The organism is Niallia sp. FSL R7-0271 (assembly GCF_038005785.1).
In the GTDB taxonomy this organism is placed as follows: domain Bacteria; phylum Bacillota; class Bacilli; order Bacillales; family Cytobacillaceae; genus Niallia.
In genome coordinates, this window is record NZ_JBBOTZ010000001.1 from 1,209,661 (window position 1) to 1,236,048 (window position 26,388).

Below are 26,388 nucleotides of genomic sequence, written 5' to 3' on the forward strand. Positions count from 1 at the left end.
TTAAATTCCCCCTCGTTTTTTTGTACCAAGATTTTGTGTAATTCTATCAAGAATGATTGCAACCACTACAATTGCCAAACCGGCTTCAAAGCCACGTCCGATTTGGATTTGAGTAACTGCTCGGTAAACGTCAGCACCTAATCCAGGAGCTCCGACCATTGCAGCGATTACTACCATGGATAGCGCAAGCATAATACTTTGGTTAATACCGGCCATTATTGTCGGCATGGCAAGGGGAAGCTGAACCTTCAATAGTTTTTGTGCTGTGGTGCTTCCGAAGGACTCGGTCGCTTCCGTAATATCAGCAGGTACTTGCTGAACACCAAGAATCGTTAATCGAATAGTAGGTGGCATGGAGAAGATAACAGATGCTACTACACCAGGAACGACTCCTATATTAAAGAAGAAAATAGCAGGAATTAAATATACAAATGCTGGCATTGTCTGCATAAAGTCTAGTACAGGAACAACTATTTGCTTCACAGTATTTTTTTGCGATGCCCAAATTCCAAGCGGCACCCCTATGATAATCGAAATAATGACAGCTGACAGCACAAGTGCTAATGTGTCAAGCATTGGATCCCAATACCCAAGATTATCAACTAGAAATAAACCAACTAAAGTAAATAATGCGATTTTCTTATTTGCTAATTTCCATGCAATCAATGTCATAAGAATAATAAAGATATAGGAAGGGATAAAAGCAAATACAGCTACCAATGAATCTACTACAACTTCAAGACCTTCGCTGATACCGTCGAATGCTACTGCGAATGTGGTAGTCAGCCAATCTACAAATGTGTCAATCCAATCTGCAACCGGAAGTTTTGGAAATAGATTTTCCATTAGTTAAGCACCTCCGTTTTTTGTGTTTCAATCATTTCTAATGAACTGTTAATATTTTCATTATTGCCGGCAAGTGCACCGATAACAGCACCTCTGACAAGCATGCCTTTCAAGCGATGTTCCCCGTCTGTTACTGCAACAGGTATACTTGCAGTTGAAACTTTATCGAAGAGGTCAACCAGCAATGTTTCACCGCTTACTGTTACTGTCTCTTCCAATATTTCATGCAGAGGTATGTTGCTTTCAACCGCTTTTTTAGCTGCATCTGCTGTTACAGCACCAAGCAGCACTCTTTTTTTATTGACTACATAAATGCTGGATATTCCGAGGTCTCTCATCATTTGGAGAGCAACACGAGGCCCTTTGTCTACGTTAACAGCTTCTGCACGTTTCATAACATGGTTTGCTGTTAATACTTTCGAAAGATCAACATCTTCGACAAAACGCTCGACATAGTCGTTAGAAGGATTCATTAAGATTTCCTCTGGTGTACCTACTTGGACAATGGTTCCGTCCTTCATTAAGGCGATACGGTCACCAATACGTAAAGCTTCATCTAAATCATGTGTAATAAAGATGATTGTTTTTTCCATATTTGATTGCAAATCAAGTAATTCATCCTGCATATCTTTACGGATTAACGGGTCAAGTGCACTAAAAGCTTCATCCATCAGCAATACGTCTGGATCATTTGCAAGTGCTCTCGCAAGACCAACCCTCTGCTGCATTCCGCCGCTGAGCTGATCTGGATATTGGTTTTCATAACCTTCTAAGCCGACTAGTTTAAGAGATTCTAAAGCACGCTGTTTTCTGGCAGCTTTATCGATCCCTTGTATTTCCAAGCCAAACTCTGTATTTTCCAGAATCGTGCGGTGCGGAAGAAGAGCGAACTTTTGGAATACCATGCTAATCTTTTCTCTTCTGACTTTACGTAGTTCTTCCTTAGACATTTTCACAATGTCCTTGCCATCGATGTAGATTTTCCCTAGTGTCGGATCAATAAGTCTGTTCAGCAAACGGACTAGTGTTGATTTACCGCTCCCTGATAATCCCATAATGACAAATATTTCGCCTGCTTTAATTTCAAAGCTTGCTTTGTTAACACCGACAGTTGAACCTGTCTTTTTTAATATTTCCCCTTTACTCTCACCCTTTTGGAGAAGGGAAATGGCTTTTTTGCTGTTTTTACCGAAGATTTTTGTAACATCTTCAATTTTCACTTTTACGTTGTTTTCCATTCTTTCACCTCGTTTTTTCGGGAACCGTCAAGCTGGCACTCCATAAGTATAGTATTAATTAACTTATTCTCGCAAAGCTTATATTCAGTCAAATTCATTCATTCTGTACGTACAGAAAAAACTGTACGTACTGTAATAGACGTTTCCTTACAATTCCTCTTAAATACTGCCGAATGCTATTGTGATTGTTTCTTTACAAATTTATTAATCATGATAATCTATAAAGGAATAATAATTAATTTGAACAAACGTAGATGCGAAAAAGTGGAGAGTTGCCACAAAGATACAAAGCATCAGTTTCTCCGTTTTTCTTCTATATAATGAATGATGAAATTGGATGTGAATATAGCAATGGAAGGTAAAGAACAACTGGAAAGGGCTCGAGAAAGAGTAATTGACGTAATTGCTCAAAATATGGACTTGTATGGCGTAACAGATTCAATCGGCAGACTATATGGAATGTTAATGTTTCAAGAGCAGCCAATGACACTGGATGAAATGAAAGAAGAGCTCGGCATGAGCAAAACGAGCATGAGTACATCTGTCAGAACTTTATTGGAATTGAAGATGGTCGATAAAGTATGGAAAAAAGGGGTAAGAAAGGACCTATACAAGGCAGAAAGTGATTGGTACCAAAACTTTGTTGATTTTTTTGCAATTAAGTGGAGAGCGGCTATTTCGGAAAATGAAACCGAAATGAAAAAATCACTGACTGAATTAAACAAGCTATTGGACCGGGAAGATGTCGACGAAGAAGTAAAAGAAATGGCGAAAAGCGACATCCAAAAACTCGAGTACGCTCTAAATTACTATGATTGGCTCGAAAGATTTGTAGACAGTCTGGAATCAAAGGAAATCTTTAAGCTTATACCTATGAAGGAAACAGAATAACAAACTAAAAGGCCTCTCTATAATTTAAGAGAGGCCTTTTTAGTTTTTTAGAAAAAATATTTCACTAAGAGAATGTTGATTGGAACGAATAGGTGAGACAGCAGCTGTGCTCCTTTTTGCAATGAGAAAGAGTGCGGGTGCCTGCTTGTACTAGTCAAAAACCTAAAAAATGTGCATTTGACTATCGCACATTCTGGGGGTTTTGAATAGGATATATGGAATTTAAAAAAGGAGGAGTTAATTATGGGTGAAGTAGGATACGGCGGAGGTTTCGCTCTATTAGTAGTTTTGTTCATCTTGTTGGTAATCATTGGCGCTTCTTGGGGCTACGGCGGACTTTACTAAGAGATAAAAATAATTAATTATAAGGAGGAACACTATATGTACGGATATGGTGGATGTGGTTATCCTAGCTACGGTTATTCATGCGGAGGACATGGTTACGGCGGAGGTTTCGCGTTAATCGTTGTTTTGTTTATTCTTTTGATTATTGTAGGTGCAGCTTGCTTTAAATGGTAAGTATATGGAGTAAGCCTGATTCCAGACGTGGAATCAGGCTTTTTCGATAAAAAAAATAAAAAAAACGATAAAAAATGTTTAGAGCCTAAAAATAACGGGTAAAGAATACTAAAAAAATTTTTTGAATTAGGGACGTGAGGGGACATGCAAAGAAGATGGGTTATTTACCGTTTGACAGCAGAGGAAAAATTCAATTAAAACATAGTTACATATCATGAATAAACCATTGTCACTTTTTACCATATATTACAATAGGTGTTGGAGTAGTATAATTATAGACATATAACATAGGGCATCAATTTATATCTTAAAAATACATATATTCTTTATAGAATCGGGGGAAATTATGACTGAAAACATCTCTACCCATTCATCGGAGCATACTGATAGGATGAATGACTATTATGTGGTCGGAATTGGGGCTTCGGCTGGCGGACTGGAAGCAATTGAACAGTTTTTTGCCAATATGCCTTCAAACACAGGTATGGTCTTTGTCATTGTACAGCACCTTTCATCCAAGTATAAGAGTTTTATGCCGGAGTTGCTCGCCAAAAAAACGAACATGAATATTTTACGGGCGGCAAAAGGAATGCAGTTGGTTCCTAATACGATCTATTTAAATCCTCCGAATCAGTTCTTAACAATTAAAGAAGGAGTTTTTGAGCTGGAGGAATATGAGAAAGACAAGCATTATAACTTTCCAATCGATACATTTTTCAGGTCGCTTGCCTATGAAAAGCAGCAGAAGGCAATAAGTATTGTTTTTTCAGGTAATGGAACAGATGGGACAGAAGGTATTCAGATCATAAAAGAGAATGGAGGAATTGTGTTTGTTCAGGAAAAAGATACAGCTAAATTCCATAACATGCCAAAAAGTGCAATCACTTCAGGAGTTGCTGATTATGTAGAAGCTCCTTCTGACATTCCTGTAATCATCCAGACAATTACAGATCCATCCAGCTTAAATTATAGTGAAGAGTCACTTAAGCATATCTTTAATATTTTGCTGAAAAAAACAGGTATTAACTTCTCCTATTATAAAAAAAGCAGTGTGCTGCGCAGAATCGAAAGAAGAATGAAGGTAATTAAAGATCCGCTGCATTCATTAGATGCGTACCGTGATTATTTGTTTAAGGTTCCAGAGGAGATTGATTTACTGCAAAAGGATCTTCTTATCGGTGTAACTCAATTTTTCAGAGATCCAGAAGCCTTTAAGGAAATCGAGAAGCTGATACCAGAGCTTGTAGAAAGAAAAATAAAAAATGGTGAAGAAGAAATCCGGGTGTGGACTGTAGGCTGTTCAACAGGACAAGAAGCGTATACAATGGCTATGCTTATTGATCAGTATATCGAGACAATTGAAGATTCAATTGATTTTCGTATTTTTGCAACAGATGTTGATAAAGATTCTATAAAGACGGCTAGCCAAGGGATATATGATAGTGAACTGTTAAGCGAAATTCCGTCATACATAAAAGAAAAATACTTTGAGCCTGCCGGTGAAAAGTACCAAGTTAAGAAAACAATCAGAAAGAAAATTGTGTTTGCTCCCCATAATATTTCAAAAGACTCCCCTTTTGTAAATATTGACTTAATCAGCTGCCGCAATATGATGATTTACTTCCAGCCTGAATTGCAGCAAAGAATCTTGTCGCTTTTCCATTTTTCCCTGATTGAGGATGGAATACTGTTTTTAGGATCAAGTGAAACAGTTGGCAAGCTTTCTGGCTTTTTTGAGCCTATCCATTCTAAATGGAAAATCTATCGCAACAAGCAAAGTGATAAATGGGATTTGAAGGAGCCTGCAATTCATTCCAAAACGAAGGCGAAGGAAACCACAAATTCCGATGTGCATGTACCTACCACATTCTTTGATGCACTGCCAGGACGAAAGGTAGACTTGCTTTATCAAAAGCTTGTTAATGATTTTATTAATCCATGCATCATTTTAAATGAGCAGAATGAAGTGGTGCTCACCTCGAAAAAGGCGAATCGTTTTTTATCGGTTCCGATTGGTGAAACGAATTACAGTATTTTTAAAATGGTTCCAGCTCATCTGTCGGTCATTATTGGAACAGGTTTAAAAAAACTAAGAGAAAACGAATCAGAAGTAACGTATAAAAATGTGCTGTTAGTCATTGACAAGGAAGAAAAATATTTCGACTTAACGATTAAAAGATTTCTTGATAAAGATGCTCTTTCGATTCTTTTGTTTCATGAGGAAGAAGAAAGTAAAGGAATTATTTCCTCACCTATCTATTTTGACCATGACAGCACAATCAGTGAAAGGGTCATCGATTTAGAGCAGGAATTATTCTATACGCAACAGAATCTGCAGACAACAATAGAGGAGCTTGAAACGTCCAATGAAGAGCTGCAATCAACGAATGAAGAGCTGATTGCCTCTAATGAAGAGCTGCAATCGACCAATGAGGAGCTGCAATCTGTCAACGAAGAGCTTATAAACGTTAATAATGAATACGAGAATAAGATTGCCGAGTTAACCGATTTAACGAATGACTTGGATAATCTATTAATAAACACAAATATAGGAACGATCTTTTTAGATAAAGGTTTCAACATTAAATTATTTACACCAGAAGTGCAGAAAATCGTCAATGTGCTGGACATGGATATTGGCCGTCCGTTATTTCATATCTCCCATAATTTAGAGTACGGTTCCTTACTTGAGGACGCAAAGGAAGTATTGAAAACGACATCTAAAGTGGAAAGAGAAATTCGCAGCTATGACGGCAACTGGTATGGCATGAAGGCAATGCCTTACCGCACGAGCGATAATATTGTCGATGGTGTTGTTATTACTTTTACCGATATTACAGAAATTAAAACCTATAATCAAAAGCTGAGTCTGACTTCCAGCGTGATTGAACAGAGTCCGACAAGCATTATTATTACCGATAAAGCTGGTAGAATTGAATATACAAATGAGCGCTTTAAGCTTCAGACTAAGCAAGAACTCGATTGTATAGGCCTGCATATATTAGATGTGTACGAGCAATACTTAAATGCAGAGGGATTTCTAGCAGTTTGGGAAGCTATTAAAGCAGGCAATGATTGGGAAGGGAATATTACTTACCGTTTGGATGATGGTATTGAAAGATGGGAGAATGTCAGTTTTCATCCGATTAAAGATTCTTATGGAAATTTAGTTAATATTCTTCGCACATCTGAGGATATAACGGAAAATAAAAAATCAGAAGCCATGCTGAAAAAATCAGAAATGCTTTCTGCTGTCGGCCAGCTTGCCGCAGGTATTGCCCATGAAATTCGAAATCCATTAACTTCACTGAAAGGCTTCTTGCAGCTGATGATGCAGAGCAATACATATAACAAGGAATATACGGAAGTGATGTTCTCAGAATTCAATAGGCTGGAGTTGATTATCAGTGAATTCCTAGTATTGGCAAGACCGCAAGCTGTTGCATTTAAAGAGCAGCAAATAGAAGGAATTCTAGAAGATGTCAATGTATTGCTGAGTACTCAGGCAATCTTAAAAAATATCAGTCTTGCACTAGACTATGAACTGAATATGCCTCCTGTTTATTGTAATGAAAAAGAGTTGAAGCAGCTGTTTATCAACATGATTAAAAATGCAATGGAAGCAATGGATTCAGAAGGTGCAATCTCTATTTCTGCCCGAATGGAGACAGAAGGTCAGCTTCTTGTCAAAGTGTCAGACCAAGGGAAGGGAATACCGAAGGAGCAGCTAGAAAGAATGGGCGAGCCTTTCTATACAACAAAGGAAAAAGGAACTGGCTTAGGATTGATGATCAGTCAAAAAATCATTGATAACCATAAAGGCACACTGACTTTCCATAGTGAAGTAGGAGTAGGTACAACTGTTGAAATGAGATTTCCTGTCAAATGAAAAAAACCCTTAGTAAAGGGCTTTTTTCATTTCATCAACAAGAGACTTTATTTCATACAGCTCATCATAAATCATTTCCGAATATTCCCCTTTTCCATCTTCAATAATGAGCGGGGAAATAACACCGAGCAGGTCAACTATTGTGGAAGTTGACCTTTTAACTTTATCCAGCTTTTTCTTTGTATCGAGATTTTGAAGATGATCAAGACTTTCTTTATCCTGCTTTAAGACTGGAGGCATAATTTTTATATCCTGCCCAGCCTGCAGTTTGAGCAATGCTTCTCTTAGCTGGTTTAGCTCATAGGAAAGATTGATATATTGGCTGTCTATGAAATGACAAACGATATAATAATGTTTGTTAGCTGAATCATATGTATATTGAATCTGACATAGAGCCAAACCTTCACTTGTTTTCATATTCGCTTCCATTGATGTTTTTCCATGGCTGTCTGTAAGAAAGGCAATCGTTTTTTCGCGGCTTTCAAGATCAACGAGCTCCAGAAAACTATCAGCAGCAAAAAACCTCGCTTTGCTTGCATTAGATCTTGCTAATATGGAATAGCGGTCGTTTATTAGGAAGAATGGCATTGGCATCAAAGATAAATCTACCATCATAAAGAGTCACCTCTTGCAGAATGAATAAAGCTGCTTTCTTCATTGTAATCTTTAAGCCAGTATTTCAACTGTGATTGTTCTGATATAAAGATGGTTGCAGGACTTGCATATGGTCTTAAGTTATAATCATGAAGCAGTCTGCTTCCGACAATTATTGCAGGCTGTGGTGTTAGCTCTTCAAGCTGTTCAATATATGGGCGGAGAGTTGGAATTGAATAAGACATCGACAGGGACATGCCAATTACATCAGGCTTCCATTTCTGTGCCATATAAACAGCGTGTTCAAGCGGAAGGTTAGCACCGAGGTTTTTGACATCCCAGCCAGCTTCTTCGAAGGTCGAAGCTACCATTTTTAGCCCTAGCGTATGGTGTTCCCCTTCTAGGCAAAATAATAATGCCTTTTTTGCTAGTGCATCGTTCTTTTGGATATTCAGCATAAAATGAGAGAGTATGATTTCGCAAATACCTGTAGCTAAATGCTCATCTGCAACACTTATTTCGTTTTTTTGCCATAATTCTCCGATATAATTCATGGCAGGTGTAATTAATTCATCGTAAATAAAAGAAGTATTATAGCCTTGATAATCAAGTTCCTGAATAATTGCCATGCTTTTTTGTATATTGCCTTCAAGTAAAGCGCCAGCAAGCTCTTTAGCCGAAACGAAATGCGTCACTTTGTATTGTCACGTCCAATCTGGAGTATTGTCTTCGTTATGAATGAAGTTTCGAAATTGTAGTAAATAAATTATACTATAAATACTGGATCAGTTAACTAGAAAATCATAGAAGGGATAAAGAGATAAAGAGATGAATCTTTTGGATAAAGAAAAAATCGTCGAAAAACTGTTTGTTAAGTTTTATGAACAGTATCCTGATTTAGTAAGGTTTGGAGAAAATGGGAGAAAACGAACAAGAGAGGATATAAACTATCATTTTCAGTATATGGAAACGGCCTTTTCTCTTCAAAATAAGCAGATATTCCATGATTATATCATCTGGTTAAGTGAGGTCCTTGAGACAAGAGGAGTAGGTAAGCATTTACTTTATATAAACTTGGAGTGGATTGCTAGTGAGCTTCGCGAATTAGAACAGACAGATGAAATAATCTTTTATCTGGAAATCTTGGCTGAAGGGATGGTAATCATTAAAGCAGGCAGTCAATAATGAAGGAAAACTCCAGCAGATTTGCTGGAGTTTTCCTTATTCGATATTAAAATAGAAAGCTTTCGTATTAGCCAATAGTTGATTATATATTTGTTTTGCTGGCATATTCTTTAGTTTTGATAGTTTCTCCATTGTGTGATGAATCATGGCAGGCATTGTTTTATGGTTATGAAAAGGGCCTTCAAAGGGCCATGGTCCATCGGTTTCTGCCATGATCTTTTGCAGAGGATATTGTGCCGCAATACGTTGGATTTCCTCTTCATAAACAATATCAGGTGTAAAGGAGATATAGCACCCGTTTGTCTTCATCCGCTCTAATGTAGTTTCGCTTCCTTTGAACCAATGAAAGTGGGCTTCCATATAGCTGTGTTTTTCTAATAATTCCAAAGCAAGCGGTGCTTCATCATAAATGCAGTGCAAAATGATTGGTTTATTCACTTCCTTGGCGAGCAGGATAAATTGCTCAAGTACTTCAAGATACGGCTCAAGAGGATAACTTTGTGGGTCTTTTTGTCTTTCATAATGAGGAAGACCAACTTCGCCTATTGCAATCATATCTTGCTGATGCAGCTTAATCCATTCAAATAAGTCTGCGAAGTCTCTATCCTTTAGGAGCGGCTGTTCTGGATGAAAGCCGAATGCCGGGTGAACGAAAGAGAAATTTTTGCTTAATTGCCGATTGCGGATGGAGGAAGCTTTGTCCATTGATACAGCAATAAGAGCAGCTATTGATTCATCTCTTTGGATATTGGCAATTTCCTCCTCGGAATATTGGTCAAGATGAATATGAGCATCAATTATTCTGTTCAATCTGCTTTACCTCCGAAGGTTTAAGTTTATAATAGATATCTTTCTTCCATTCTAAGAATTCCTGATTGAGCCAAAGATCGTCTGCTCTCGGCCGAGGAAACGGCACCGTTGCTTCCATAGGCTTATCGTTCGGATTAGAAGGAAGGATATAAATTCTATCCGACAGATACAAGGCTTCATCAATATTATGAGTAATAAAGAGAACCGTTCTTTTATCCATACTCCATAACGATAAGAGCCATTTCTGCATTTCCAATCTCGTCAGCTCATCAAGGGCGCCGAACGGTTCATCCAAAAGAAGCAGTGGCATCGGACTCATTAAGGCTCGAACAAAGGAAACACGTTGTTTCATCCCTCCTGACAGTTCAGCAGGAGTGGCATTAGCATAGGAGGATAAGCCTGCTTTTTTGAGCATATCCAGTGCAAGCGCCTTATCCTTTTTGCCGTTAATTTCTTGGGTAATCAATACATTTTCCAATACAGTCCGCCAAGGAAATAAGGAGGGTGCTTGAGGCATATAGCTGATATGGCCTTTTTGTCCAGTAATATCCTTGCCGTTTTGCATGATGTTTCCTGCATCAGGCTTTAGCATCCCGCCGATGAGATGGAAGATGGTGCTTTTACCACTCCCCGATGGTCCTAATATAGAAACGAATTCTCCTTCTTGAACCGTCATATTTAAATCTCGTAGAACAGGTTTTTTTTCAAATGACATGCTTATATTTTTTAATTCCAGTTTGCCCATTTACTTCTCCTCCTTGCTTTGGCCGCGGATGCACCATTTCTCAAGCAGTTTAATGACAACGAAAAAGAGCAAACTTAATGCCATAATAGCAAAAATCGCCACAAATACACGGTCTGTGCGGAATGATTTGGATGCCATAGTCATATATACTCCAATTCCTTCTTTCGAACCAAGCCATTCAGAGATAACGGCACCCATAACACTATAGGTAGCTGATATTTTTAATCCAGAAAAAATCGACGGCAGGGCATAAGGCCACTCCAGCTTCCAAAACATTTGCCGTTTTGTGCTGCCTGACATTTGCATAAAGTGTTTAAGCTCTGGAGATGTTTGTCTGAATCCGTCAAGACAGGCTACTGTAATCGGAAAAAAGCATACGAGTGTAATAACAATTAGCTTCGGCATAATACCAAAACCAAACCATACTACAAGCAGTGGTGCAAGCACGATAGTTGGAATGTTTTGAGACAGAATCAGCAGAGGATACACAGCTTCCCGGAAAAAAGCCACCCGATGCAATGTGACAGCAATCAGTAGTCCGACTGCACTACCAATCAAAAACCCGATAACAGACAGCTTTGTAGTGGCAATCAAGTGAACGAAAAAAGTATCCCAGCTTGCATTCGCTTCCGTGAGTATCGCCGAAGGAGAGGGAAGCAACCAGTTCTCGATATGAAAAAACCTTACAGCAGCTTCCCAAAGTCCAAATAAAAGAAGGAGAACCAGTAACGGTCTCCAAAATGTTAATAAAAATTTATTCATTAGCGATATTTCCCCGTTAAGTCTTCCATTGTAATTCCGTCAGGCTGATAAAGAACTTTAATTTGGGTAATAACATTGCTCGATCCAATGTCTGTCATCTTTTTGTTCATGGAGCTGATAATTTGAAACAGCTCATCCATGTCACCTTCCATCGTTGTTTCTAACGGATGGACTTCATATTTAACACCAGAATCTTGAATAATTTTAATTGCCTCATCCACATAGGGAATTACATTTTCCCCGTTTTTTGTTTTTGGAATGATTTGTACACTAATTAAAGCATTTGCCATTATTCGTCTCCTCCTTCAGGCAGAAATTCGTTTGTAAATGCTTTGTCTGCATCAAGCTGCTTTTCTAACAGCTTATTGTCATACATCCAATCAGCATAGTTCTTCCAAACAGACAGCTTTTGTTCCCCCCAGCGAGGTGCGTCATCTTGGTATTTAGATGCCAGCCACTCTTGGCTTTTTTTCACTAGCTCCTCATCTAAATCTGGTGCATGCTTTAACAGGATGGAAGCTGCATCGTCCGGGTTATCTATTGTGTATTCATAGCCCTTTGTTGCTGCTTTCAGGAAAGCTTTGACGGTTTCTGGATTATCTGCAATCATACTTTCGTTTGTGGAAAGTACAGGTGTGTAATAATCAAGCTTATCACTGTAATCAGTTAAGTAAATCATATTAATCTTTTCGCCGCGAAGCTCTGCCTCCACTCCGGTCCAGCCGTAATAAATCCAGGCGAAATCAATGTTTTGCTTCATTGCCGTGAAATAGTCAGCATCTCCGATATTAACAATATCAACATCTTTAACATCCGTATTTTCCTGCTTCATCAGGGAAGAGATGACAGAAGCTTCGACTTCTGAACCCCAGCCTCCATATGTTTTACCTGCAAAATCCTTAGGTGATTTGATGTTATTTTCTGCAGGTGAAGCAAATCCGGATGTATTATGCTGAATGATTGCTGCGATTGATACGAGTGGCACACCTTGAACTCTTGCTTGTGTAATTCCTTCTTGATAGCTAACGCCAAAGTCTGCTTTTCCGGATGCGACTAAGGAATCAGCACCAGCTTCACCAGGTGTGATGATATCAACATCAAGTCCTTCCTCTGCGAAATAACCTTTTTCCTCTGCTGCATAAAGTCCTGTATGATTAGTGTTTGGTGTCCAATCCAGAACAACAGTGATTTTTTGCTTTTTGTCTTCCCCTTGCTCCTTGCTGTTTTCTGATGTGTTGCTGCAGCTTGCTAAAAGCAGGACTGCGGCAAAAGCCATTAAAGCTTTTTTCATAATGCTTCCTCCTGTAGTAAGAAAAAAAGTTAGGAACCTGTAACGAAGTAGGAGAGTTGCTGCACTATAACTTTAAGTTAAAAGTGAGCCGGCAACTGTTATAAAAACGAAAAAAAAGTTCAAGTTACATGAACCTGAACGCTTTAAATACAAAGGTATGTAAAGAATGTCCGTTTCCTACGCTGGCATTAACCAGATCAGGTTCAAAGGGTTTTTATCTTTCGGATAACTCTCAACCAGCAACACTGGTTCCCCTAGTAATTCTTTTTTTCTCATTCTGTTTTCCTGCTTATTATAGCAGATATATAAGACTTGTCCTATATCTTCCATCATATAAATCAAATTTGGCTGTTTTTCTTCCATTTTTCAAAAGCAATCAGCTCCTGATTAACAGCAGAAAGGACGTATTTTAAGACAAGTGCATCGTCGACAATTCCAATGCCAAAGATAAAATCCGGAATAATATCTAATGGAGACAAAAAATATAATAATCCTGCAACAATCAGCACCATTGATTTTTTGTTAATTTGCCGATATGTGCCGTTTTGGTATGCCTTGACTAACGAAAGCAGTAACTGAAGCTTGTCCCAAAGAGACGATAGCCACTTTCTGTTAGAGGTTGCTTTTGGAACAGCCTTTTTTAACAGCTCTGTTAGTCTGGAAGGCTGTTCCACAAGTGCAGCCGCTTTTTTTTCATGTTTTTTATATCCTGTTTCTATTTTATCTTTTTTAAATAACAACATCATCAACTCCGTATAAAGTGTACTGTATAAATAATGTTTGCTTCTTTACCATTCATTAAACATTTCCCTTTATATAGGAGATAAAACTAATAAGGAGAAATTTACTTTCTTTTCGTATGGTTGTTACAATGAAAGTAAAGATTAGAACTGGAGCTGATCATGATGTTGGAAGAATGGATTAAAAATGCAAACCACCTTGTCGTTTTTACCGGTGCAGGTATGTCAACCGAAAGTGGTTTGCCCGATTTTCGGTCTGCAGATAAAGGATTATGGACAAATGAACAAAAATCATATTTATCAAGCACAGATGCACTGAACCATCATTTAGAAGATTTTATCGCCTTTTACAGGGAAAGAGTATTAGGAATTTCTGAATTTAAGCCGAATAAGGGCCATTTTCTGTTGGCAGAGTGGGAGAAAAGAGGTTTGTTAAAAGGGGTTATAACCCAAAATGTAGATGGATTTCATTTTCTTGCAGGAAGTAAAAAGGTGTATGAGCTGCATGGGACTCTGCAAAAGCTCCATTGCCAAACATGTAAAAAAACATATTCGTGCAACGAATATCTGCATGAGGTTTATGTATGTGCATGCGGCGGCACATTGCGTCCATCCATTGTTTTATTTGGAGAAATGCTGCCGGAAAAACCGTTTCTTCTTGCAGAAAAAGCAGCTATTGCATCAGATGTGTTTATCGTGCTAGGCTCTTCACTGAGTGTGTCACCAGCGAATCAAATCCCCTTGCTCGCTAAGCAGACGGGAAGTAAATTAATAATTATTAATAACGAAGAAACAGAGTTTGATTATTTTGCTGATCTCCTAATCCGCGAAGCAATCGGCCAAACGCTTGAATGTGCAGAGGCAAAGCTTAACAGCATATAAAAAAATGCAATCTTTGCAAAAACTAGGGTATGGGGAAGGGATTGCAAACTTTTGTGTATCGAGCTATTATTAAGAGATGAGCATAAATGAAAGTGCAAAAGAGAGGAATAAAACATGTCTAAAACATTTCAAGATGAGGTATTGTCCCGACGTACCTTTGCAATAATATCCCACCCGGATGCCGGTAAAACAACGCTTACGGAAAAATTACTGTTGTTCGGCGGAGCAATTCGCGATGCTGGAACAGTAAAGGGGAAAAAGACCGGGAAATTTGCAACAAGTGACTGGATGGAAATTGAAAAGCAAAGAGGTATTTCCGTAACATCAAGTGTTATGCAGTTTGACTACAACAATGCGAGAGTTAATATTCTGGATACACCAGGACACCAAGATTTCAGTGAGGATACGTATCGAACATTGACTGCCGTTGACAGTGCTGTCATGATTATTGACTCTGCAAAAGGGATCGAGGAACAGACATTAAAGCTGTTCAAGGTTTGTCGTATGAGAGGGATTCCGATTTTTACATTCATCAATAAGCTTGACCGTCAAGGGAAGGCGCCATTAGAGCTTCTTGCGGAGCTAGAGGAAGTAATGGGAATTGAGTCGTACCCGATGAACTGGCCAATTGGTATGGGGAAAGAATTCCTAGGTATTTATGATCGTTACTATAACCGAATTGAGCAGTTTCGTGTAGAGGAAGGCGATAAATATATCTCGTTAAATGAGGATGGGGAAATTGAGGGAGAACATCCGATTAAAAAGGATTCCCTGTATGACCAGACGCTAGAGGAAATCATGCTGCTAAATGAAGCAGGCAATGAATTTTCAGCAGACAGAATTAACAGCGGAGATTTGACACCAGTATTTTTCGGTAGTGCTTTAGCGAACTTCGGCGTACAGACTTTCTTGGAAACTTATTTGGATTTTGCGCCATCGCCGCAGCCAAGAAGCTCTACTGCAGGAAAAATTGATCCGTTGTCAGAAGAATTCTCAGGATTTATCTTTAAGATTCAGGCAAATATGAACCCAGCACACAGGGATAGAATTGCTTTCTTAAGAATTTGTTCAGGTAAGTTCGACAGAGGAATGACTGTCAATTTGCCAAGGACAGGTAAGCAAATTAAACTGGCCCAATCCACTCAGTTTATGGCGGATGACAGAAGCACTGTCAATGAAGCGGTAAGCGGTGATATTATTGGATTGTATGATCCAGGATTTTACCAGATTGGCGATACATTGACAGTAAACAAAAACACCTTCCAATATGAAAAGCTTCCGCAATTTACACCAGAGCTTTTCGTGCGTGTCACAGCTAAAAACGTCATGAAGCAGAAGCATTTCCACAAAGGAATTCAACAGCTTGTTCAAGAAGGAGCAATCCAGCTATATAAAACAGTAAAAACAGAGGATTATCTTCTTGGTGCAGTTGGACAGCTGCAATTTGAGGTGTTCGAGCACCGCATGAGAAATGAATATAATGTAGATGTGCTTATGGAGCATGTTGGTTCTAAAATTGCCAGATGGACAGTGGATGAGGAAGTAAACGAAAACTTATCAAGTGGCAGAAGTCTGTTGGTTGAAGACAGATATGGGAAAAAAGCATTCTTGTTTGAAAATGAATTTGCGTTGCGCTGGTTCCAGGATAAAAATCCTGATGTTAAACTTTATAATCCAATGGATTCAGAAGAATCCTAACAAAAAAAACAGGCGATTATCTTAATCGCTTGTTTTTTTGTATCTAAATGTTAGTTTTCTTAACTTGTTATGGGAGTTGTAGCGAGGTAAACAAATGTTTAAAAGGAATATTTGGTATTTTTTTATATTAGTATAATATCAATGTTGGTTGATGGTGTAAGTGTATCCTAAAAAAGAAAGGATTTCTATTAAATTACTTGAAACTATACTATGGTAAATGGATTATTTCGCTTAGCTAAAATTAAGCATAGCAAGGTTTTTTGTTGTATTTATATAATTTCTAACTGTTTAGATTTTTTAAAAAAGTTAAAACTTTCTAAAAAATAATTGTAATCGACTAAAATTTAGGTATAATAAAACCATGTTGTAATAAATAGTAACAAACCTATGTTATATATATTAACATTTGAAGAGAAGGACAATTTTGGTATGAGTATCATTTTAATTAAGGGAAAAGTCTCGGATAGTAAGGTTAATTATCTGAATATTCTTTTAAGTTAAGATGATATTTTTATAAAAAAATATAGGGGGAACAAGGATGAAAAAGAATCTATCAGTAATATTCAGCATGCTGTTAGTGCTTATATTAGCATTGGCAGGGTGCTCGGGGAATTCGGAAGAATCCAATACGAATGCAGATGAGAATTCAAAGACGTCAAGCTTGTTAGATACGGTCATTAAGAGGGGAACGCTGAAAGCTGGAGTCAATGACGCCCTTCCTGGATTTGGATACATAGATTCTGATGGGAAAAACACTGGATTTGATGTTGATTTTGCGAGAGCAATTGCAGCAGGTGTCTTAGGAGATGCTAGCAAAATCGAATTCCGTCCATTATCAGCGACGGACCGGTTTACAGCATTACAATCGAAAGAAGTTGATGTGTTAATCCGCAATTCTACTTGGACAACAAACAGAGACGCTGAAGTTGGGTTAAGTTTTGCACCGGTCACCTTCTATGACGGTCAAGGAATTATGGTTCCGAAAGACAGCGGCTGGACTTCTTTAGAAGATTTAGAAGGAAAAACAATCGGTGTTGAAACAGGAACTACAACTGAATTGAATCTTGCGGATCAAATGAAGGCTGCTGGAGTAAGCTATACCCCGCAAACATTTGATAATGCAGATGCAGTCATTGCCGCATACGAATCTGGCTCTATTGATGCGTGGACTACAGATAAATCTGGTCTAGTGTCACGTCAATCAATGCTGCAAGATCCTGATGCACATATCATTTTAGATGCTACTCTTTCGAAAGAGCCTTTAGCACCAGCAGTCCTTGATAATGATGAAAAATGGAAAGATGCTGTAAGCTGGATTGTTTATGCAACAATTCAAGCAGAAGAGTTTGGTATCACTTCTGAAAATGTCGATGAATTCCTGGAGAGTGAAAATCCTGAAATTCAGCGCCTGCTCGGTGTCGGCGGTAATAATTTAGGAGAACAGCTAGGATTATCAAATGATTTTGCGTACCAAGTAATCAAGCAAGTCGGCAACTATGGAGAGATTTATAACAGAAACCTTGGCCCAGACACTGTGTTCAAGCTTGAAAGAGGGCAAAACGCATTATACAGTGATGGCGGACTGTTATATTCTATCCCATTCCGTTAAAAAGATGATGATTTTATAACAGTTTGGAAGGCCTGCTGATATTGCTTTTCTAGCAGGCCTATTCTTTTAGCTAAGGGAGGCATACAAATGGAGAATAAAAGAACTGCAGCAACCCCCCTGTGGAGAAACAAAAAGATGTTACCAATACTTATCCAATTACTATTTGTGGTAATTGTCGGATTTGCTATTGTCTTTATGGTTCGGAATGTTCAATCTGGCTTAGAGCAAATCGGATTGAAGATAGGGTTGGATTTTCTAAATCTGAAAGCTTCTTTTCCGATTGCAGAATCGCTGATTTCCTATACACCTGAGGACCCTTATAGCCGAGCAATTGTTGTTGGCTTGTTAAATACCCTGAAAGTGTCATTTTTTGGAGTAATTATTGCATCTATACTTGGAGTTCTTATGGGAATTGCCCGGCTATCCTCTAACTGGCTTATTCGTAGTCTTGCAACTGTATATGTGGAGGTGTTCCGTAATACACCATTATTAGTGCAAATTTTCATTTGGAACTTTGCAGTATTCTTACCAATGCCCAAAATTGATAACGCAGCGTCAATCGGTTCCTTCTATTTTTCAAATAGAGGTGCAGCTATTCCTTGGTTTACAACCTATGATAATACACTCATATGGATTGGTGTAATTGTCGTATTGGCAGCAGTTTCCATTTTCTTGTTTAAAAAATTGACATCGTTAACTATTAATAATGGTAAAAATACACATCCACTCTTAACTGCTATTGGCTTTTTAATTTTCGGCTTTATCATCTCTTATTTCTTATTAGGCAATGGGCCATTTGGTATTTCCGTTCCGGAATTTGATGGCAATGCTTTTGTCGGAGGTACATCCTTATCTATAGGTTTCTTGTCCATGCTTGTCGCCTTGTCCATTTATACATCAACATATATAGCCGAAATTGTACGTGCCGGTATCCTAGGTGTTCCGAAAGGACAGACAGAGGCAGCCAAAGCCCTTGGCTTTAAGAGCCCTACAGCATTAAGATTAATTATTTTTCCGCAAGCAATTCGCATTATCATTCCTCCGTTGACGAGCCAGTACTTAAACTTAATCAAAAACTCAAGCTTAGCGATGGCTGTTGCTTATCAGGATATTGTTGGAATCGGCAATACAATCATTAATCAGACAGGGCATACATTTGAAATCATCCTTATTATGATTGCTGTTTATTTACTGTTCAGCTTAGGGACTTCACTGTTTATGAACTTCTTTAATAAAAAATTCCAGTTGGTTGAAAGGTAGTGATGCAAATTGGATAATGTACAGCTTAATAACAGTGAAAGAAGAGTAGAATCAACTTCGCTCAGCAGGCTAGTAAAAGTACAGCTTTGGCTGAAATCAAATCTCTTTAAGGATTGGAAAAATGCGATACTCACCATAATTGCTGCGATGTTTACGGGTGCGATCATCGTCAAAGTTGTTGGATTTCTAGCAAGCAGTGACTGGAGTGTAGTAAGTGCAAATCTGCGCCTCTTAATGGTTGGTCAATTTCCGATGGAGGAGATTTGGAGACTTTGGGTCGGAGTAATCCTCATCTCGATATTATTTGGGACATCATGGGGATTATGGCGAGGTGTCATTGGGCATGTAGCCATTACCTTGTCAGTTATCATGCTTATTTTTGCGGTTGTCCCTTACACAGAACCTATTACAAAGGCCTATTTAGGTGCCAGCATCGCTGCCATTTATTTATGCTATGCCCTTGGCAGAAATCTTTCTGTTTTAAAAATACCAGTATTAATTCTTTGGATTCTCATTATACCGATAGCAGTTGGAATTATTAACGGATTTGGCATCCTTGAGCCGGTGAGCACGAATGTTTGGGGCGGGTTTTTGCTTACACTCGTGCTCGCGTCGGTCGCAATCATTTGCTCCTTTCCAATAGGACTTTTACTTGCTGTCGGCCGAAGAAGCAAGTTGCCTGTCATCAAATATACATGCATTGTTTATATTGAAATCATCCGTGGCATGCCGTTGATTATGGTGCTGTTTATTGGGCAATTGCTGCTCCCGATGTTTCTTGGCGGCGAAATCCAAATGGATAATGTTTTACGAGCAATGATTGCCTTCACACTTTTTAGTGCTGCGTATTTGGCAGAAAATATCAGGGGCGGGTTACAGTCTATTCCCCGCGGCCAGTTCGAAGCAGCTCAAGCATTAGGATTAAATAATTTTAAATTGATGGTTTTTGTCATTTTACCGCAAGCCTTAAAGGCGGTAATCCCCGCAATGGTCGGTCAATTCATTTCTATATTTAAAGATACATCATTAGTTGCCGTTATCGGTTTAGCAGATTTTCTTGGTATGGCCAAAAAAGTCGCAGCAAATCCAGAGTACTTAGGTAAGTACATGGAATTATATGTGTTCATTGCATTAATGTATTTCATATTCTGCTACTTAATGTCACATGTCAGCAAAGCTTTGGAAAAATCACTAGGGGCAGGCAGCCGCTAATAGGGGAGGACTAACAATGGAGAGTGTATTTTCTGTAGAAAAGCTTTCGATACCGGTAGAGCAAAGAGAAGATATCATCAAAGTGAAGGGTTTGAATAAATGGTATGGCGACCATCATGTTTTAAAGGATGTTGATCTGCAAGTAAAGCAAGGAGAGGTGATTGTTATCCTCGGACCTTCTGGCTCTGGCAAGTCTACCTTTATCCGGACAATCAATGCGTTAGAAGAGTTTCAGAAGGGTTCTATTATGGTGGATAATATTGCCTTGACAGATGATTTGAAAAATATTGAAGAAATAAGAAAGGAAACAGGCATGGTTTTTCAGTCCTTTAACCTATTTCCTCATATGACAATATTAAAGAATATTTCTCTGGCACCGATATGGGTGCGGAAATGGAAAAAGAAAAAGGCAGAGCAAATTGCGATAGAGCTTCTCGAAAGAGTAGGTATACCAGAGCAGGCACAAAAATATCCTGGTCAGTTATCCGGCGGGCAGCAGCAGCGTGTGGCTATTGCTAGGGCATTAGCGATGCAGCCAAAGATTATGCTGTTTGATGAACCGACATCAGCACTTGATCCAGAGATGGTAAAAGAGGTCCTTGATGTTATGAAGACACTAGCAGAATCTGGGATGACTATGCTTGTCGTTACACATGAGATGGGTTTTGCTCGTCAGGTGGCTGACAGAATCATTCTTTTTGATAAAGGGGAAATCGTCGAAATGGGCAAACCGGAGGATATTTTCGATAATCCACAGCATGACCGCACAAAACTATTTCTTTCACAAATCCTGTAAAAAGAGCCAAATACGGCTCTTTTTTTTCGGTTATTTTTATCGTTTCAGCTGACAGTTTATTGCTCTTGTAAATTTCTTTTCAGCAACATGAACGGATACTGTATAAAAAAATGCAGTTTAGCTAAAAATGAAAAAATGAAAAGGTATATAAGAAGTAGATGGTGATAACCTATGAGGGACCTAAGTAAATTAGAGGCTGTTATGTGGAGCATAGCACTCCCTGGCTTCAGTCAACTATTGATGAAACAGTATTGGAAAGGTACTCTTTTAGTGGTGCTGGAATTTATTATTAATGTGCAAAGTAATTTCAATTATGCAATCATGCAAAGCTTTTTAGGTAATTTTGAATCTTCCATAGAAGCCCTTGATTTTCAATGGATCATGTTTTATCCCTGCTTATATTTGTTCGCAATGTGGGATGCATATAAGTCGACCATGAAAGAACAGGATGAATATGCATTTTTGCCGTTTGTATTTTGTGCTTATTTTGTTACAGTAGGGGTTATGTATTCGACGCGGTTTAAGATATTTGGTATTTTTCCAGGTCCTATATTTACACCGATGCTCTTTTTGATTCCAGGTATTTTAAGCGGTTTTTTAGTGAAGTATGCAATATTGTATTTTAAAGGTCAGTTCAATCCGAATAAAGAATAAACAACGATACTAACTTTCGAAAGTAAAAAATAGTCAGGTCTTGTTTATTTTTTTTCGGTTTTTGATTGTCAAGAAAGAATCTTTCGTATATAATAAGCTTATATCAATCGTATATCTACTCAAAGGGGAGTAGCTTTTAGGATATTTTATCCTAAAACAAAGTCGTCAGTTCGTGGTCTAGTACCATCGGCTTTGTTGGCACTATTAAAAAGTGCTTAGCAAGACCTTTGCCTATTGGCAGAGGTCTTTTTTGCGCTTTTTTGTACATATAAGACAATCCTGTCAATAGGGGGATACCTGTGGGTATACAAAAACTATTGATAGGAGGAGAAAATATGGATTTTGCATTACTGTTAGAGTATGGTTGGGTGCTCCTGATTCTAGTAGGGTTAGAGGGGATACTGGCAGCTGACAATGCGGTTGTTATGGCAGTTATGGTTAAGCATTTACCGCCAGAGCAGCAGAAAAAAGCATTGTTCTATGGTTTGTTCGGTGCATTTATATTCCGTTTCGCGAGTTTGTTCTTAATTTCTGTTCTAGTAGACGTTTGGCAGGTTCAAGCGCTTGGTGCTATTTACTTACTGTATATTTGTATCCACAATTTATATGGAAAGTTCTCACCAAAGGAGAAACAGGAGAAAGAAAAGGAAAGGAAAAAATCTGGCTTCTGGATGACTGTTTTGAAAGTAGAACTTGCTGATATTGCCTTTGCAATTGACTCTATGCTAGCAGCAGTTGCATTAGCAATCACGCTGACACCAACAGGCTGGTTTGATATTGGAGGCATTGACGGAGGACAATTTACAATCATGCTATTAGGTGGGATCATCGGACTAGTTATCATGCGTTTTGCAGCAAACTCGTTCGTAAAACTTCTGCAAACAAGACCTTCCCTGGAGACAGCAGCCTTTTTAATTGTCGGCTGGGTAGGTGTGAAGCTGGCTGTATTTACATTGGCACATCCAGAAGTTGGTCTTCTTGATCAGCATTTTCCTGAGTCGAAAGTTTGGAAATTCTTCTTCTGGTCTGTATTGTTAATCATTGCAGTAGGCGGCTATATTATCTCTGGTCGAAAAGCACAGAAAACGGTGGAAGATAACTAAATGTTAAAAAGGAAATAATGTTTGCTTTAAAACTTTGCAGGTGCCAAAGTGAGCAATCATTATTTCCTTTTTTATTTTTTCTTTGAGCATTGATAATTTTAAGGTATAGTTATTATTGAGTTTTGCCAGACAGCTCTGCTTGAGCTTGCTGAACTAGGCGTTTTGTAATCTCTCCGCCAACAGAACCATTGGATCTGGCAACTGTTTCAGAACCTAAATTAACGCCGAACTCTTGAGCAATTTCATATTTAATACTATCTAAATATTGTTCAATACCAGGAACTAATAATTTGTTTGAACTAGCCATAATGTCAGGGACCTCCTTGATAAATAAAATACAGAACTTATATACCGTTAACAAAAGGCTATTATGCTGATAATAGGTAAGTTGTTTGGCAATATTAATTTCTGTACTTATAATATGCGGGGTTTTCATTCATTTCATGAGTGGTAATGTTTGTGTAATGGGGAGATAAGAGGAAGAGCAATAGAAGGGATTTGTATGGACATGAAAAGAACGGTAAGGGATTTGCTGAATAAATTTACCCCGGCCCAAATTATTACAGGATATTATTTGCTGGCGGTCAGCGTATCTGTCTTGTTGTTAAGCATACCAGCTGTTCATAAAGAAGGTGTGCATGTTTCCTTTATGGACACTGTTTTTACGGCAATAAGTGCAGTGAGTGTCACTGGTCTGACTGTAATAAATATATCCGATACTTATAGCACATTAGGCATTTTCATATTGATGTTTGTCCTTCAATTCGGCGGAATTGGAGTCATGACTTTAGGAACGTTCTTTTGGATGCTGCTCAGGAAAAAAATCGGTTTAAAGGAGCGGCAGCTGATAATGCTTGACCATAACCAATCACATCTTTCTGGACTGGTCCAGCTTATCAGGGAAATCATCAAGCTGATCTTAATTATAGAGCTTGTTGGGGCAATCGTGCTGACACTGCAGTTTCATCAATACTTCCTATCATGGAAGGATGCAATCATTCATGGACTGTTCGCCTCGATTAGTGCAACAACGAACGGGGGATTCGACTTAACAGGGACCTCCCTAATGCCTTATAAAGATGATTATTTTATTCAGTTGGTACATATTATTCTAATCACCCTTGGTGCGATTGGATTTCCAGTTTTAATTGAAGTGAAGAATTATCTATTCCCGAAGAACCCTGGAAAAGTTTTCCGGTTTTCTCTATTTTCGAAATTGACATCTTTAACATTTGGACTGCTGTTATTTTTTGGTACTCTCAGCATTATTTTGATTGAATCAACAAATTATTTTGCAGGAATGACTTGGCATCAAATCTTTTTTAATGCATTTTTTCACTCGGCTTCAACTAGAAGCGGTGGGCTTGCGACAATGGACTTGAATGACTATTCACTCGGAACACTGGTGATTTTTTGTATTCTGATGTTTATCGGTGCATCCCCAAGCTCTGTCGGTGGGGGAATTCGGACAACTACGTTTGCATTAAACTTAATGTTCATTTATCATTACGCGAACGGCAATCGGCATATTAAAATTTTTAAAAGAGAAATCCATGAAGAGGATATTATTAAATCGATGGTCGTCACAATTTTAGCTTTTGCCTTATGCTTTACCGCAACAGTTATTTTGTGCATCACCGAAAGTGCTCCGCTCATAAAAATATTGTTCGAGGTTTGTTCTGCATTTGGAACAACAGGCTTATCACTTGGTTTAACTCCTGATTTGTCCAATGTAGGCAAATGTGTCATCATGGTACTTATGTTTATTGGAAGAATAGGGCTAACTTCCTTTATCTATATTATTGGAGGAAAAGAGAAAAAGGATAATTTCCATTATCCAAAAGAGAGAATAATCATTGGCTAAGGCGTATTCCGCCTTGGCTTTTTTTATGGTTGGATTGTCATATCATGGTACGGATACGTTCCTGTAATTTGCAAAAAATAGGTTTGTACCATCCATTAAAGGAGACGATCATATGGCGAAAAGAAAGGCAGAATTCAATGCTGTTGAAAAATACAGCAAAACTCCTAAAAAGAACATCCAGGAAACAGAGTTCTCCGCTGAATTCATTCGCGGCGAGGACCCGATGAAGAATGCTAATCGAAACTCCAAGCATGGAAGAGAGGGGAGATAATTATGGCAAAAAAAGCGAATAAAAATAAAAAAGAACAAGCTAATGTAGAATTTGGCCAGGAGTTTGGCGATCTTAATGCAAGCAAACTTTATGATACAGGGGCTTTGACTAAAGACAAAGTAAAAAGCGGCAAAAGAAAATAACGGTATTGTCATAAGCTAAAAAGAGAAGCCTCTTTAAAAGAGCTTCTCTTTATAGCTTGTTTTTGTAGACCATTTTTGCATTTTAGTTGTCCTGAATTCTATAAATGGCTGTGCTAGTGATGCTACCAAGTTGGTTGACAGTACTAATGTTAGCAGAAAAGCCATTAGCACGATGAGAAAATAAGATTTCGGTGTAGTGAACGCTTCCTGCAAATCAGTTGACCGAAAAATCCGGATAAAGAAACCGTGTAATAAATAAACATAAAGCGTGTTTTTACCAAATCGAGTAAAGAAATATTGCTTCTGCGGCACACAGGCAAAAAAGCAGAAAATCATTAAAAAGCTCAATAAGTAGAAACCAAGTCTGACTAGTATTGCTTCAAACGAAGAAGAAGCTAACACATCATATGGCTTCGATCCTAATAGCCATTGGTGATTTATGTCTGGGAAATTGTAAAATACAGCAAAACAACTCACGAAAATAAGAATGGATCCTATTTTGAAAGGCTTTGCTCTGACCCACTCAAAATGTTTTTTGTTCATATAATAGCCTAATAAAAACAAGGGAAAGAATACAAATGTTCTTGTAAGGCTCAAGTAGCTGGAAGTCCAATCAACAAATCCGATTGCAAGGCCGAAAAACATTGCTATTGACAAGCCATAAATTGGCTTCAGCTTGGAAAAGCCCAGCAATAGCATATTCCAGAAAAATAAGCTGATTAAAAACCAAAGTGACCAATGCGGACTTAATGGATCAACCGTTAAGCTTGATTTTCCGTAAAGATAAAAATAAAAGATACTGTATATAACCTGAAAGATAATATATGGTAATATCAGCTTCTTTACATACTTTTGTACATAACCTTCCTCGTAAATCCCTTTCGCAAAAAAGCCGGAAACTAAAATAAATGCCGGCATATGGAAAGTGTAAATGACTTTATACAAACTATAAATACTATTGCTGTCACTATTAAAAGATTGAATAAAATGACCGAATACAACGAAAAAAATCAACAGAAACTTTGCATTATCAAAGTAATAATCTCGGGTTTGCTTCATATTGTTCTCCCTTCTTTGCAAGCTAACCTTTTAGCAGCAATGCCATTTCCAAATATAGTCAATCGGAAAACGTTTCAGGCAGATGATTGGCTGTTTAGCCACTATTATTTATAGCACATATAAACAATAGCTAAACTGTTTTTCGCAAGTTGTTAACTAAATATCTACTTATTAATAAAAGTGAAATATTTTTGTAAATAAACTTTTTTAATTGTAAATTTAAGGTTAATACAAGCATCTGAAATTTTCCTTAACTTGGTTGACTAACTTTATGATTAATTTATTTTGTAACTGTAAAGGATTTTCTCGAATTTTGTAGAATAAATA

28 protein-coding genes and 2 riboswitches are annotated in these 26,388 nt (G+C 38.0%); of the genes, 16 read left to right on the top strand and 12 right to left on the bottom strand.

Annotated features, from left to right (window positions below; translation table 11 throughout):
- Positions 1-846 (bottom strand): ABC transporter permease, encoded by an 846-nt coding sequence (locus MKX82_RS06105; RefSeq protein WP_233314676.1) that lies wholly within the window; start codon positions 844-846, stop codon positions 1-3.
- Positions 846-2,084, bottom strand: coding sequence for a quaternary amine ABC transporter ATP-binding protein (locus MKX82_RS06110; RefSeq protein WP_233314675.1), 1,239 nt, complete (start codon positions 2,082-2,084; stop codon positions 846-848). The genes MKX82_RS06105 and MKX82_RS06110 overlap by 1 nt, the downstream gene beginning before the upstream one ends.
- A gap of 324 nt (positions 2,085-2,408) precedes the next feature.
- Here MKX82_RS06110 and MKX82_RS06115 point away from each other — a divergent pair, with 324 nt between their 5' ends.
- The 4 genes from MKX82_RS06115 to MKX82_RS06130 all read left to right on the top strand — a co-directional run bounded on the left by MKX82_RS06115 (position 2,409) and on the right by MKX82_RS06130 (position 7,383).
- Positions 2,409-2,975 (top strand): GbsR/MarR family transcriptional regulator, encoded by a 567-nt coding sequence (locus tag MKX82_RS06115; RefSeq protein WP_237941128.1) that lies wholly within the window; start codon positions 2,409-2,411, stop codon positions 2,973-2,975.
- Between the two features lie 243 nt (positions 2,976-3,218).
- Entirely contained in the window at positions 3,219-3,320 is a 102-nt protein-coding gene (locus tag MKX82_RS06120; RefSeq protein ID WP_233314673.1) for a YjcZ family sporulation protein, read from the top strand.
- A 36-nt stretch (positions 3,321-3,356) separates the two neighbouring features.
- Positions 3,357-3,494 carry a YjcZ family sporulation protein gene (locus MKX82_RS06125; protein ID WP_233314672.1) on the top strand — a complete coding sequence of 46 codons (138 nt, stop codon included), beginning with the start codon at positions 3,357-3,359 and terminating at the stop codon, positions 3,492-3,494.
- Between the two features lie 346 nt (positions 3,495-3,840).
- The gene (locus tag MKX82_RS06130) at positions 3,841-7,383 is read left to right on the top strand and encodes a CheR family methyltransferase (RefSeq protein WP_341075768.1); all 3,543 of its coding nucleotides are present in this window, start codon (positions 3,841-3,843) and stop codon (positions 7,381-7,383) included.
- 9 nt (positions 7,384-7,392) lie between these two features.
- On the opposite strand, the gene MKX82_RS06135 is transcribed toward MKX82_RS06130, so the two are convergent.
- Positions 7,393-7,998, bottom strand: coding sequence for a hypothetical protein (locus tag MKX82_RS06135; RefSeq protein WP_233314670.1), 606 nt, complete (start codon positions 7,996-7,998; stop codon positions 7,393-7,395).
- Positions 7,995-8,672, bottom strand: coding sequence for a cobalamin B12-binding domain-containing protein (locus tag MKX82_RS06140; protein WP_233314669.1), 678 nt, complete (start codon positions 8,670-8,672; stop codon positions 7,995-7,997). Before MKX82_RS06140 ends, MKX82_RS06135 begins: the two co-directional genes overlap by 4 nt.
- A 142-nt stretch (positions 8,673-8,814) precedes the next feature.
- Here MKX82_RS06140 and MKX82_RS06145 point away from each other — a divergent pair, with 142 nt between their 5' ends.
- Positions 8,815-9,162, top strand: coding sequence for a hypothetical protein (locus tag MKX82_RS06145; protein ID WP_233314668.1), 348 nt, complete (start codon positions 8,815-8,817; stop codon positions 9,160-9,162).
- A gap of 36 nt (positions 9,163-9,198) precedes the next feature.
- On the opposite strand, the gene MKX82_RS06150 is transcribed toward MKX82_RS06145, so the two are convergent.
- The 6 genes from MKX82_RS06150 to MKX82_RS06175 all read right to left on the bottom strand — a co-directional run bounded on the left by MKX82_RS06150 (position 9,199) and on the right by MKX82_RS06175 (position 13,516).
- Complete coding sequence (locus tag MKX82_RS06150; RefSeq protein WP_341075771.1) at positions 9,199-9,972, bottom strand: TatD family hydrolase; 774 nt, start codon at positions 9,970-9,972, stop codon at positions 9,199-9,201.
- On the bottom strand, positions 9,956-10,717 hold the full coding sequence (locus MKX82_RS06155) for an ABC transporter ATP-binding protein (protein WP_341075773.1): 762 nt from the start codon (positions 10,715-10,717) through the stop codon (positions 9,956-9,958). The genes MKX82_RS06150 and MKX82_RS06155 overlap by 17 nt, the downstream gene beginning before the upstream one ends.
- On the bottom strand, positions 10,718-11,479 hold the full coding sequence (locus MKX82_RS06160) for an ABC transporter permease (protein ID WP_237941132.1): 762 nt from the start codon (positions 11,477-11,479) through the stop codon (positions 10,718-10,720).
- On the bottom strand, positions 11,479-11,769 hold the full coding sequence (locus MKX82_RS06165; RefSeq protein ID WP_233314664.1) for a thiamine-binding protein: 291 nt from the start codon (positions 11,767-11,769) through the stop codon (positions 11,479-11,481). Before MKX82_RS06165 ends, MKX82_RS06160 begins: the two co-directional genes overlap by 1 nt.
- Positions 11,769-12,770: an ABC transporter substrate-binding protein gene (locus MKX82_RS06170; protein WP_233314663.1), complete on the bottom strand. Its 1,002-nt coding sequence runs from the start codon at positions 12,768-12,770 to the stop codon at positions 11,769-11,771. The genes MKX82_RS06165 and MKX82_RS06170 overlap by 1 nt, the downstream gene beginning before the upstream one ends.
- A gap of 157 nt (positions 12,771-12,927) precedes the next feature.
- A riboswitch (TPP riboswitch) is annotated at positions 12,928-13,036 on the bottom strand.
- Positions 13,037-13,108: 72 nt separating this feature from the next.
- A complete protein-coding gene (locus tag MKX82_RS06175; protein ID WP_233314662.1) occupies positions 13,109-13,516 on the bottom strand; it encodes a YkvA family protein in 408 nt (135 codons plus the stop codon).
- Between the two features lie 159 nt (positions 13,517-13,675).
- Between MKX82_RS06175 and MKX82_RS06180 the strand changes: the two genes are divergently transcribed.
- The 8 genes from MKX82_RS06180 to MKX82_RS06215 all read left to right on the top strand — a co-directional run bounded on the left by MKX82_RS06180 (position 13,676) and on the right by MKX82_RS06215 (position 22,724).
- The gene (locus tag MKX82_RS06180) at positions 13,676-14,392 is read left to right on the top strand and encodes an NAD-dependent deacylase (RefSeq protein ID WP_341079418.1); all 717 of its coding nucleotides are present in this window, start codon (positions 13,676-13,678) and stop codon (positions 14,390-14,392) included.
- A 114-nt stretch (positions 14,393-14,506) separates the two neighbouring features.
- Positions 14,507-16,090, top strand: a complete 1,584-nt coding sequence (locus MKX82_RS06185; protein ID WP_233314661.1) for a peptide chain release factor 3 — start codon at positions 14,507-14,509, stop codon at positions 16,088-16,090.
- A 538-nt stretch (positions 16,091-16,628) separates the two neighbouring features.
- Positions 16,629-17,699, top strand: coding sequence for an amino acid ABC transporter substrate-binding protein (locus MKX82_RS06190; RefSeq protein WP_233314660.1), 1,071 nt, complete (start codon positions 16,629-16,631; stop codon positions 17,697-17,699).
- An 87-nt stretch (positions 17,700-17,786) separates the two neighbouring features.
- Complete coding sequence (locus tag MKX82_RS06195; protein WP_233314659.1) at positions 17,787-18,959, top strand: amino acid ABC transporter permease; 1,173 nt, start codon at positions 17,787-17,789, stop codon at positions 18,957-18,959.
- A 9-nt stretch (positions 18,960-18,968) separates the two neighbouring features.
- A complete protein-coding gene (locus MKX82_RS06200) occupies positions 18,969-20,171 on the top strand; it encodes an amino acid ABC transporter permease (protein ID WP_233314658.1) in 1,203 nt (400 codons plus the stop codon).
- Between the two features lie 16 nt (positions 20,172-20,187).
- A complete protein-coding gene (locus tag MKX82_RS06205) occupies positions 20,188-20,967 on the top strand; it encodes an amino acid ABC transporter ATP-binding protein (protein ID WP_245399848.1) in 780 nt (259 codons plus the stop codon).
- 171 nt (positions 20,968-21,138) lie between these two features.
- Positions 21,139-21,621: a hypothetical protein gene (locus MKX82_RS06210; protein ID WP_233314657.1), complete on the top strand. Its 483-nt coding sequence runs from the start codon at positions 21,139-21,141 to the stop codon at positions 21,619-21,621.
- A gap of 112 nt (positions 21,622-21,733) precedes the next feature.
- Positions 21,734-21,902, top strand: a riboswitch (yybP-ykoY riboswitch).
- A 54-nt stretch (positions 21,903-21,956) separates the two neighbouring features.
- Entirely contained in the window at positions 21,957-22,724 is a 768-nt protein-coding gene (locus MKX82_RS06215) for a TerC family protein (protein ID WP_233314656.1), read from the top strand.
- A 112-nt stretch (positions 22,725-22,836) separates the two neighbouring features.
- On the opposite strand, the gene MKX82_RS06220 is transcribed toward MKX82_RS06215, so the two are convergent.
- Positions 22,837-23,031, bottom strand: coding sequence for an alpha/beta-type small acid-soluble spore protein (locus MKX82_RS06220; protein WP_233314655.1), 195 nt, complete (start codon positions 23,029-23,031; stop codon positions 22,837-22,839).
- 201 nt (positions 23,032-23,232) lie between these two features.
- On the opposite strand from MKX82_RS06220, the gene MKX82_RS06225 reads away from it, so the two are divergent.
- The 3 genes from MKX82_RS06225 to MKX82_RS06235 all read left to right on the top strand — a co-directional run bounded on the left by MKX82_RS06225 (position 23,233) and on the right by MKX82_RS06235 (position 25,002).
- Entirely contained in the window at positions 23,233-24,588 is a 1,356-nt protein-coding gene (locus MKX82_RS06225; protein WP_237942267.1) for a TrkH family potassium uptake protein, read from the top strand.
- Positions 24,589-24,700: 112 nt separating this feature from the next.
- On the top strand, positions 24,701-24,859 hold the full coding sequence (locus MKX82_RS06230; protein WP_233314654.1) for a hypothetical protein: 159 nt from the start codon (positions 24,701-24,703) through the stop codon (positions 24,857-24,859).
- 2 nt (positions 24,860-24,861) lie between these two features.
- Positions 24,862-25,002 carry a hypothetical protein gene (locus MKX82_RS06235; RefSeq protein WP_233314653.1) on the top strand — a complete coding sequence of 47 codons (141 nt, stop codon included), beginning with the start codon at positions 24,862-24,864 and terminating at the stop codon, positions 25,000-25,002.
- Between the two features lie 33 nt (positions 25,003-25,035).
- Here MKX82_RS06235 and MKX82_RS06240 read toward each other — a convergent pair whose 3' ends face one another.
- Complete coding sequence (locus tag MKX82_RS06240) at positions 25,036-26,061, bottom strand: acyltransferase family protein (protein WP_341075789.1); 1,026 nt, start codon at positions 26,059-26,061, stop codon at positions 25,036-25,038.
- Positions 26,062-26,388 lie beyond the last annotated feature (327 nt).

What these genes read in the sequence shown, in the direction of transcription:
- MKX82_RS06130 (WP_341075768.1), top strand. Translation starts at nt 3,841, where the DNA reads ATGACTGAAAACATCTCTACCCATTCATCGGAGCATACTGATAGGATG.
- MKX82_RS06155 (WP_341075773.1), bottom strand. Translation starts at nt 10,717, where the DNA reads ATGGGCAAACTGGAATTAAAAAATATAAGCATGTCATTTGAAAAAAAA.
- MKX82_RS06120 (WP_233314673.1), top strand. Translation starts at nt 3,219, where the DNA reads ATGGGTGAAGTAGGATACGGCGGAGGTTTCGCTCTATTAGTAGTTTTG.
- MKX82_RS06235 (WP_233314653.1), top strand. Translation starts at nt 24,862, where the DNA reads ATGGCAAAAAAAGCGAATAAAAATAAAAAAGAACAAGCTAATGTAGAA.
- MKX82_RS06105 (WP_233314676.1), bottom strand. Translation starts at nt 846, where the DNA reads ATGGAAAATCTATTTCCAAAACTTCCGGTTGCAGATTGGATTGACACA.
- MKX82_RS06215 (WP_233314656.1), top strand. Translation starts at nt 21,957, where the DNA reads ATGGATTTTGCATTACTGTTAGAGTATGGTTGGGTGCTCCTGATTCTA.
- MKX82_RS06135 (WP_233314670.1), bottom strand. Translation starts at nt 7,998, where the DNA reads ATGATGGTAGATTTATCTTTGATGCCAATGCCATTCTTCCTAATAAAC.
- MKX82_RS06125 (WP_233314672.1), top strand. Translation starts at nt 3,357, where the DNA reads ATGTACGGATATGGTGGATGTGGTTATCCTAGCTACGGTTATTCATGC.
- MKX82_RS06180 (WP_341079418.1), top strand. Translation starts at nt 13,676, where the DNA reads ATGTTGGAAGAATGGATTAAAAATGCAAACCACCTTGTCGTTTTTACC.
- MKX82_RS06230 (WP_233314654.1), top strand. Translation starts at nt 24,701, where the DNA reads ATGGCGAAAAGAAAGGCAGAATTCAATGCTGTTGAAAAATACAGCAAA.
- MKX82_RS06115 (WP_237941128.1), top strand. Translation starts at nt 2,409, where the DNA reads ATGATGAAATTGGATGTGAATATAGCAATGGAAGGTAAAGAACAACTG.
- MKX82_RS06165 (WP_233314664.1), bottom strand. Translation starts at nt 11,769, where the DNA reads ATGGCAAATGCTTTAATTAGTGTACAAATCATTCCAAAAACAAAAAAC.
- MKX82_RS06220 (WP_233314655.1), bottom strand. Translation starts at nt 23,031, where the DNA reads ATGGCTAGTTCAAACAAATTATTAGTTCCTGGTATTGAACAATATTTA.
- MKX82_RS06195 (WP_233314659.1), top strand. Translation starts at nt 17,787, where the DNA reads ATGGAGAATAAAAGAACTGCAGCAACCCCCCTGTGGAGAAACAAAAAG.
- MKX82_RS06240 (WP_341075789.1), bottom strand. Translation starts at nt 26,061, where the DNA reads ATGAAGCAAACCCGAGATTATTACTTTGATAATGCAAAGTTTCTGTTG.
- MKX82_RS06210 (WP_233314657.1), top strand. Translation starts at nt 21,139, where the DNA reads ATGAGGGACCTAAGTAAATTAGAGGCTGTTATGTGGAGCATAGCACTC.
- MKX82_RS06160 (WP_237941132.1), bottom strand. Translation starts at nt 11,479, where the DNA reads ATGAATAAATTTTTATTAACATTTTGGAGACCGTTACTGGTTCTCCTT.
- MKX82_RS06170 (WP_233314663.1), bottom strand. Translation starts at nt 12,770, where the DNA reads ATGAAAAAAGCTTTAATGGCTTTTGCCGCAGTCCTGCTTTTAGCAAGC.
- MKX82_RS06175 (WP_233314662.1), bottom strand. Translation starts at nt 13,516, where the DNA reads ATGATGTTGTTATTTAAAAAAGATAAAATAGAAACAGGATATAAAAAA.
- MKX82_RS06205 (WP_245399848.1), top strand. Translation starts at nt 20,188, where the DNA reads ATGGAGAGTGTATTTTCTGTAGAAAAGCTTTCGATACCGGTAGAGCAA.
- MKX82_RS06190 (WP_233314660.1), top strand. Translation starts at nt 16,629, where the DNA reads ATGAAAAAGAATCTATCAGTAATATTCAGCATGCTGTTAGTGCTTATA.
- MKX82_RS06185 (WP_233314661.1), top strand. Translation starts at nt 14,507, where the DNA reads ATGTCTAAAACATTTCAAGATGAGGTATTGTCCCGACGTACCTTTGCA.
- MKX82_RS06225 (WP_237942267.1), top strand. Translation starts at nt 23,233, where the DNA reads ATGAAAAGAACGGTAAGGGATTTGCTGAATAAATTTACCCCGGCCCAA.
- MKX82_RS06110 (WP_233314675.1), bottom strand. Translation starts at nt 2,084, where the DNA reads ATGGAAAACAACGTAAAAGTGAAAATTGAAGATGTTACAAAAATCTTC.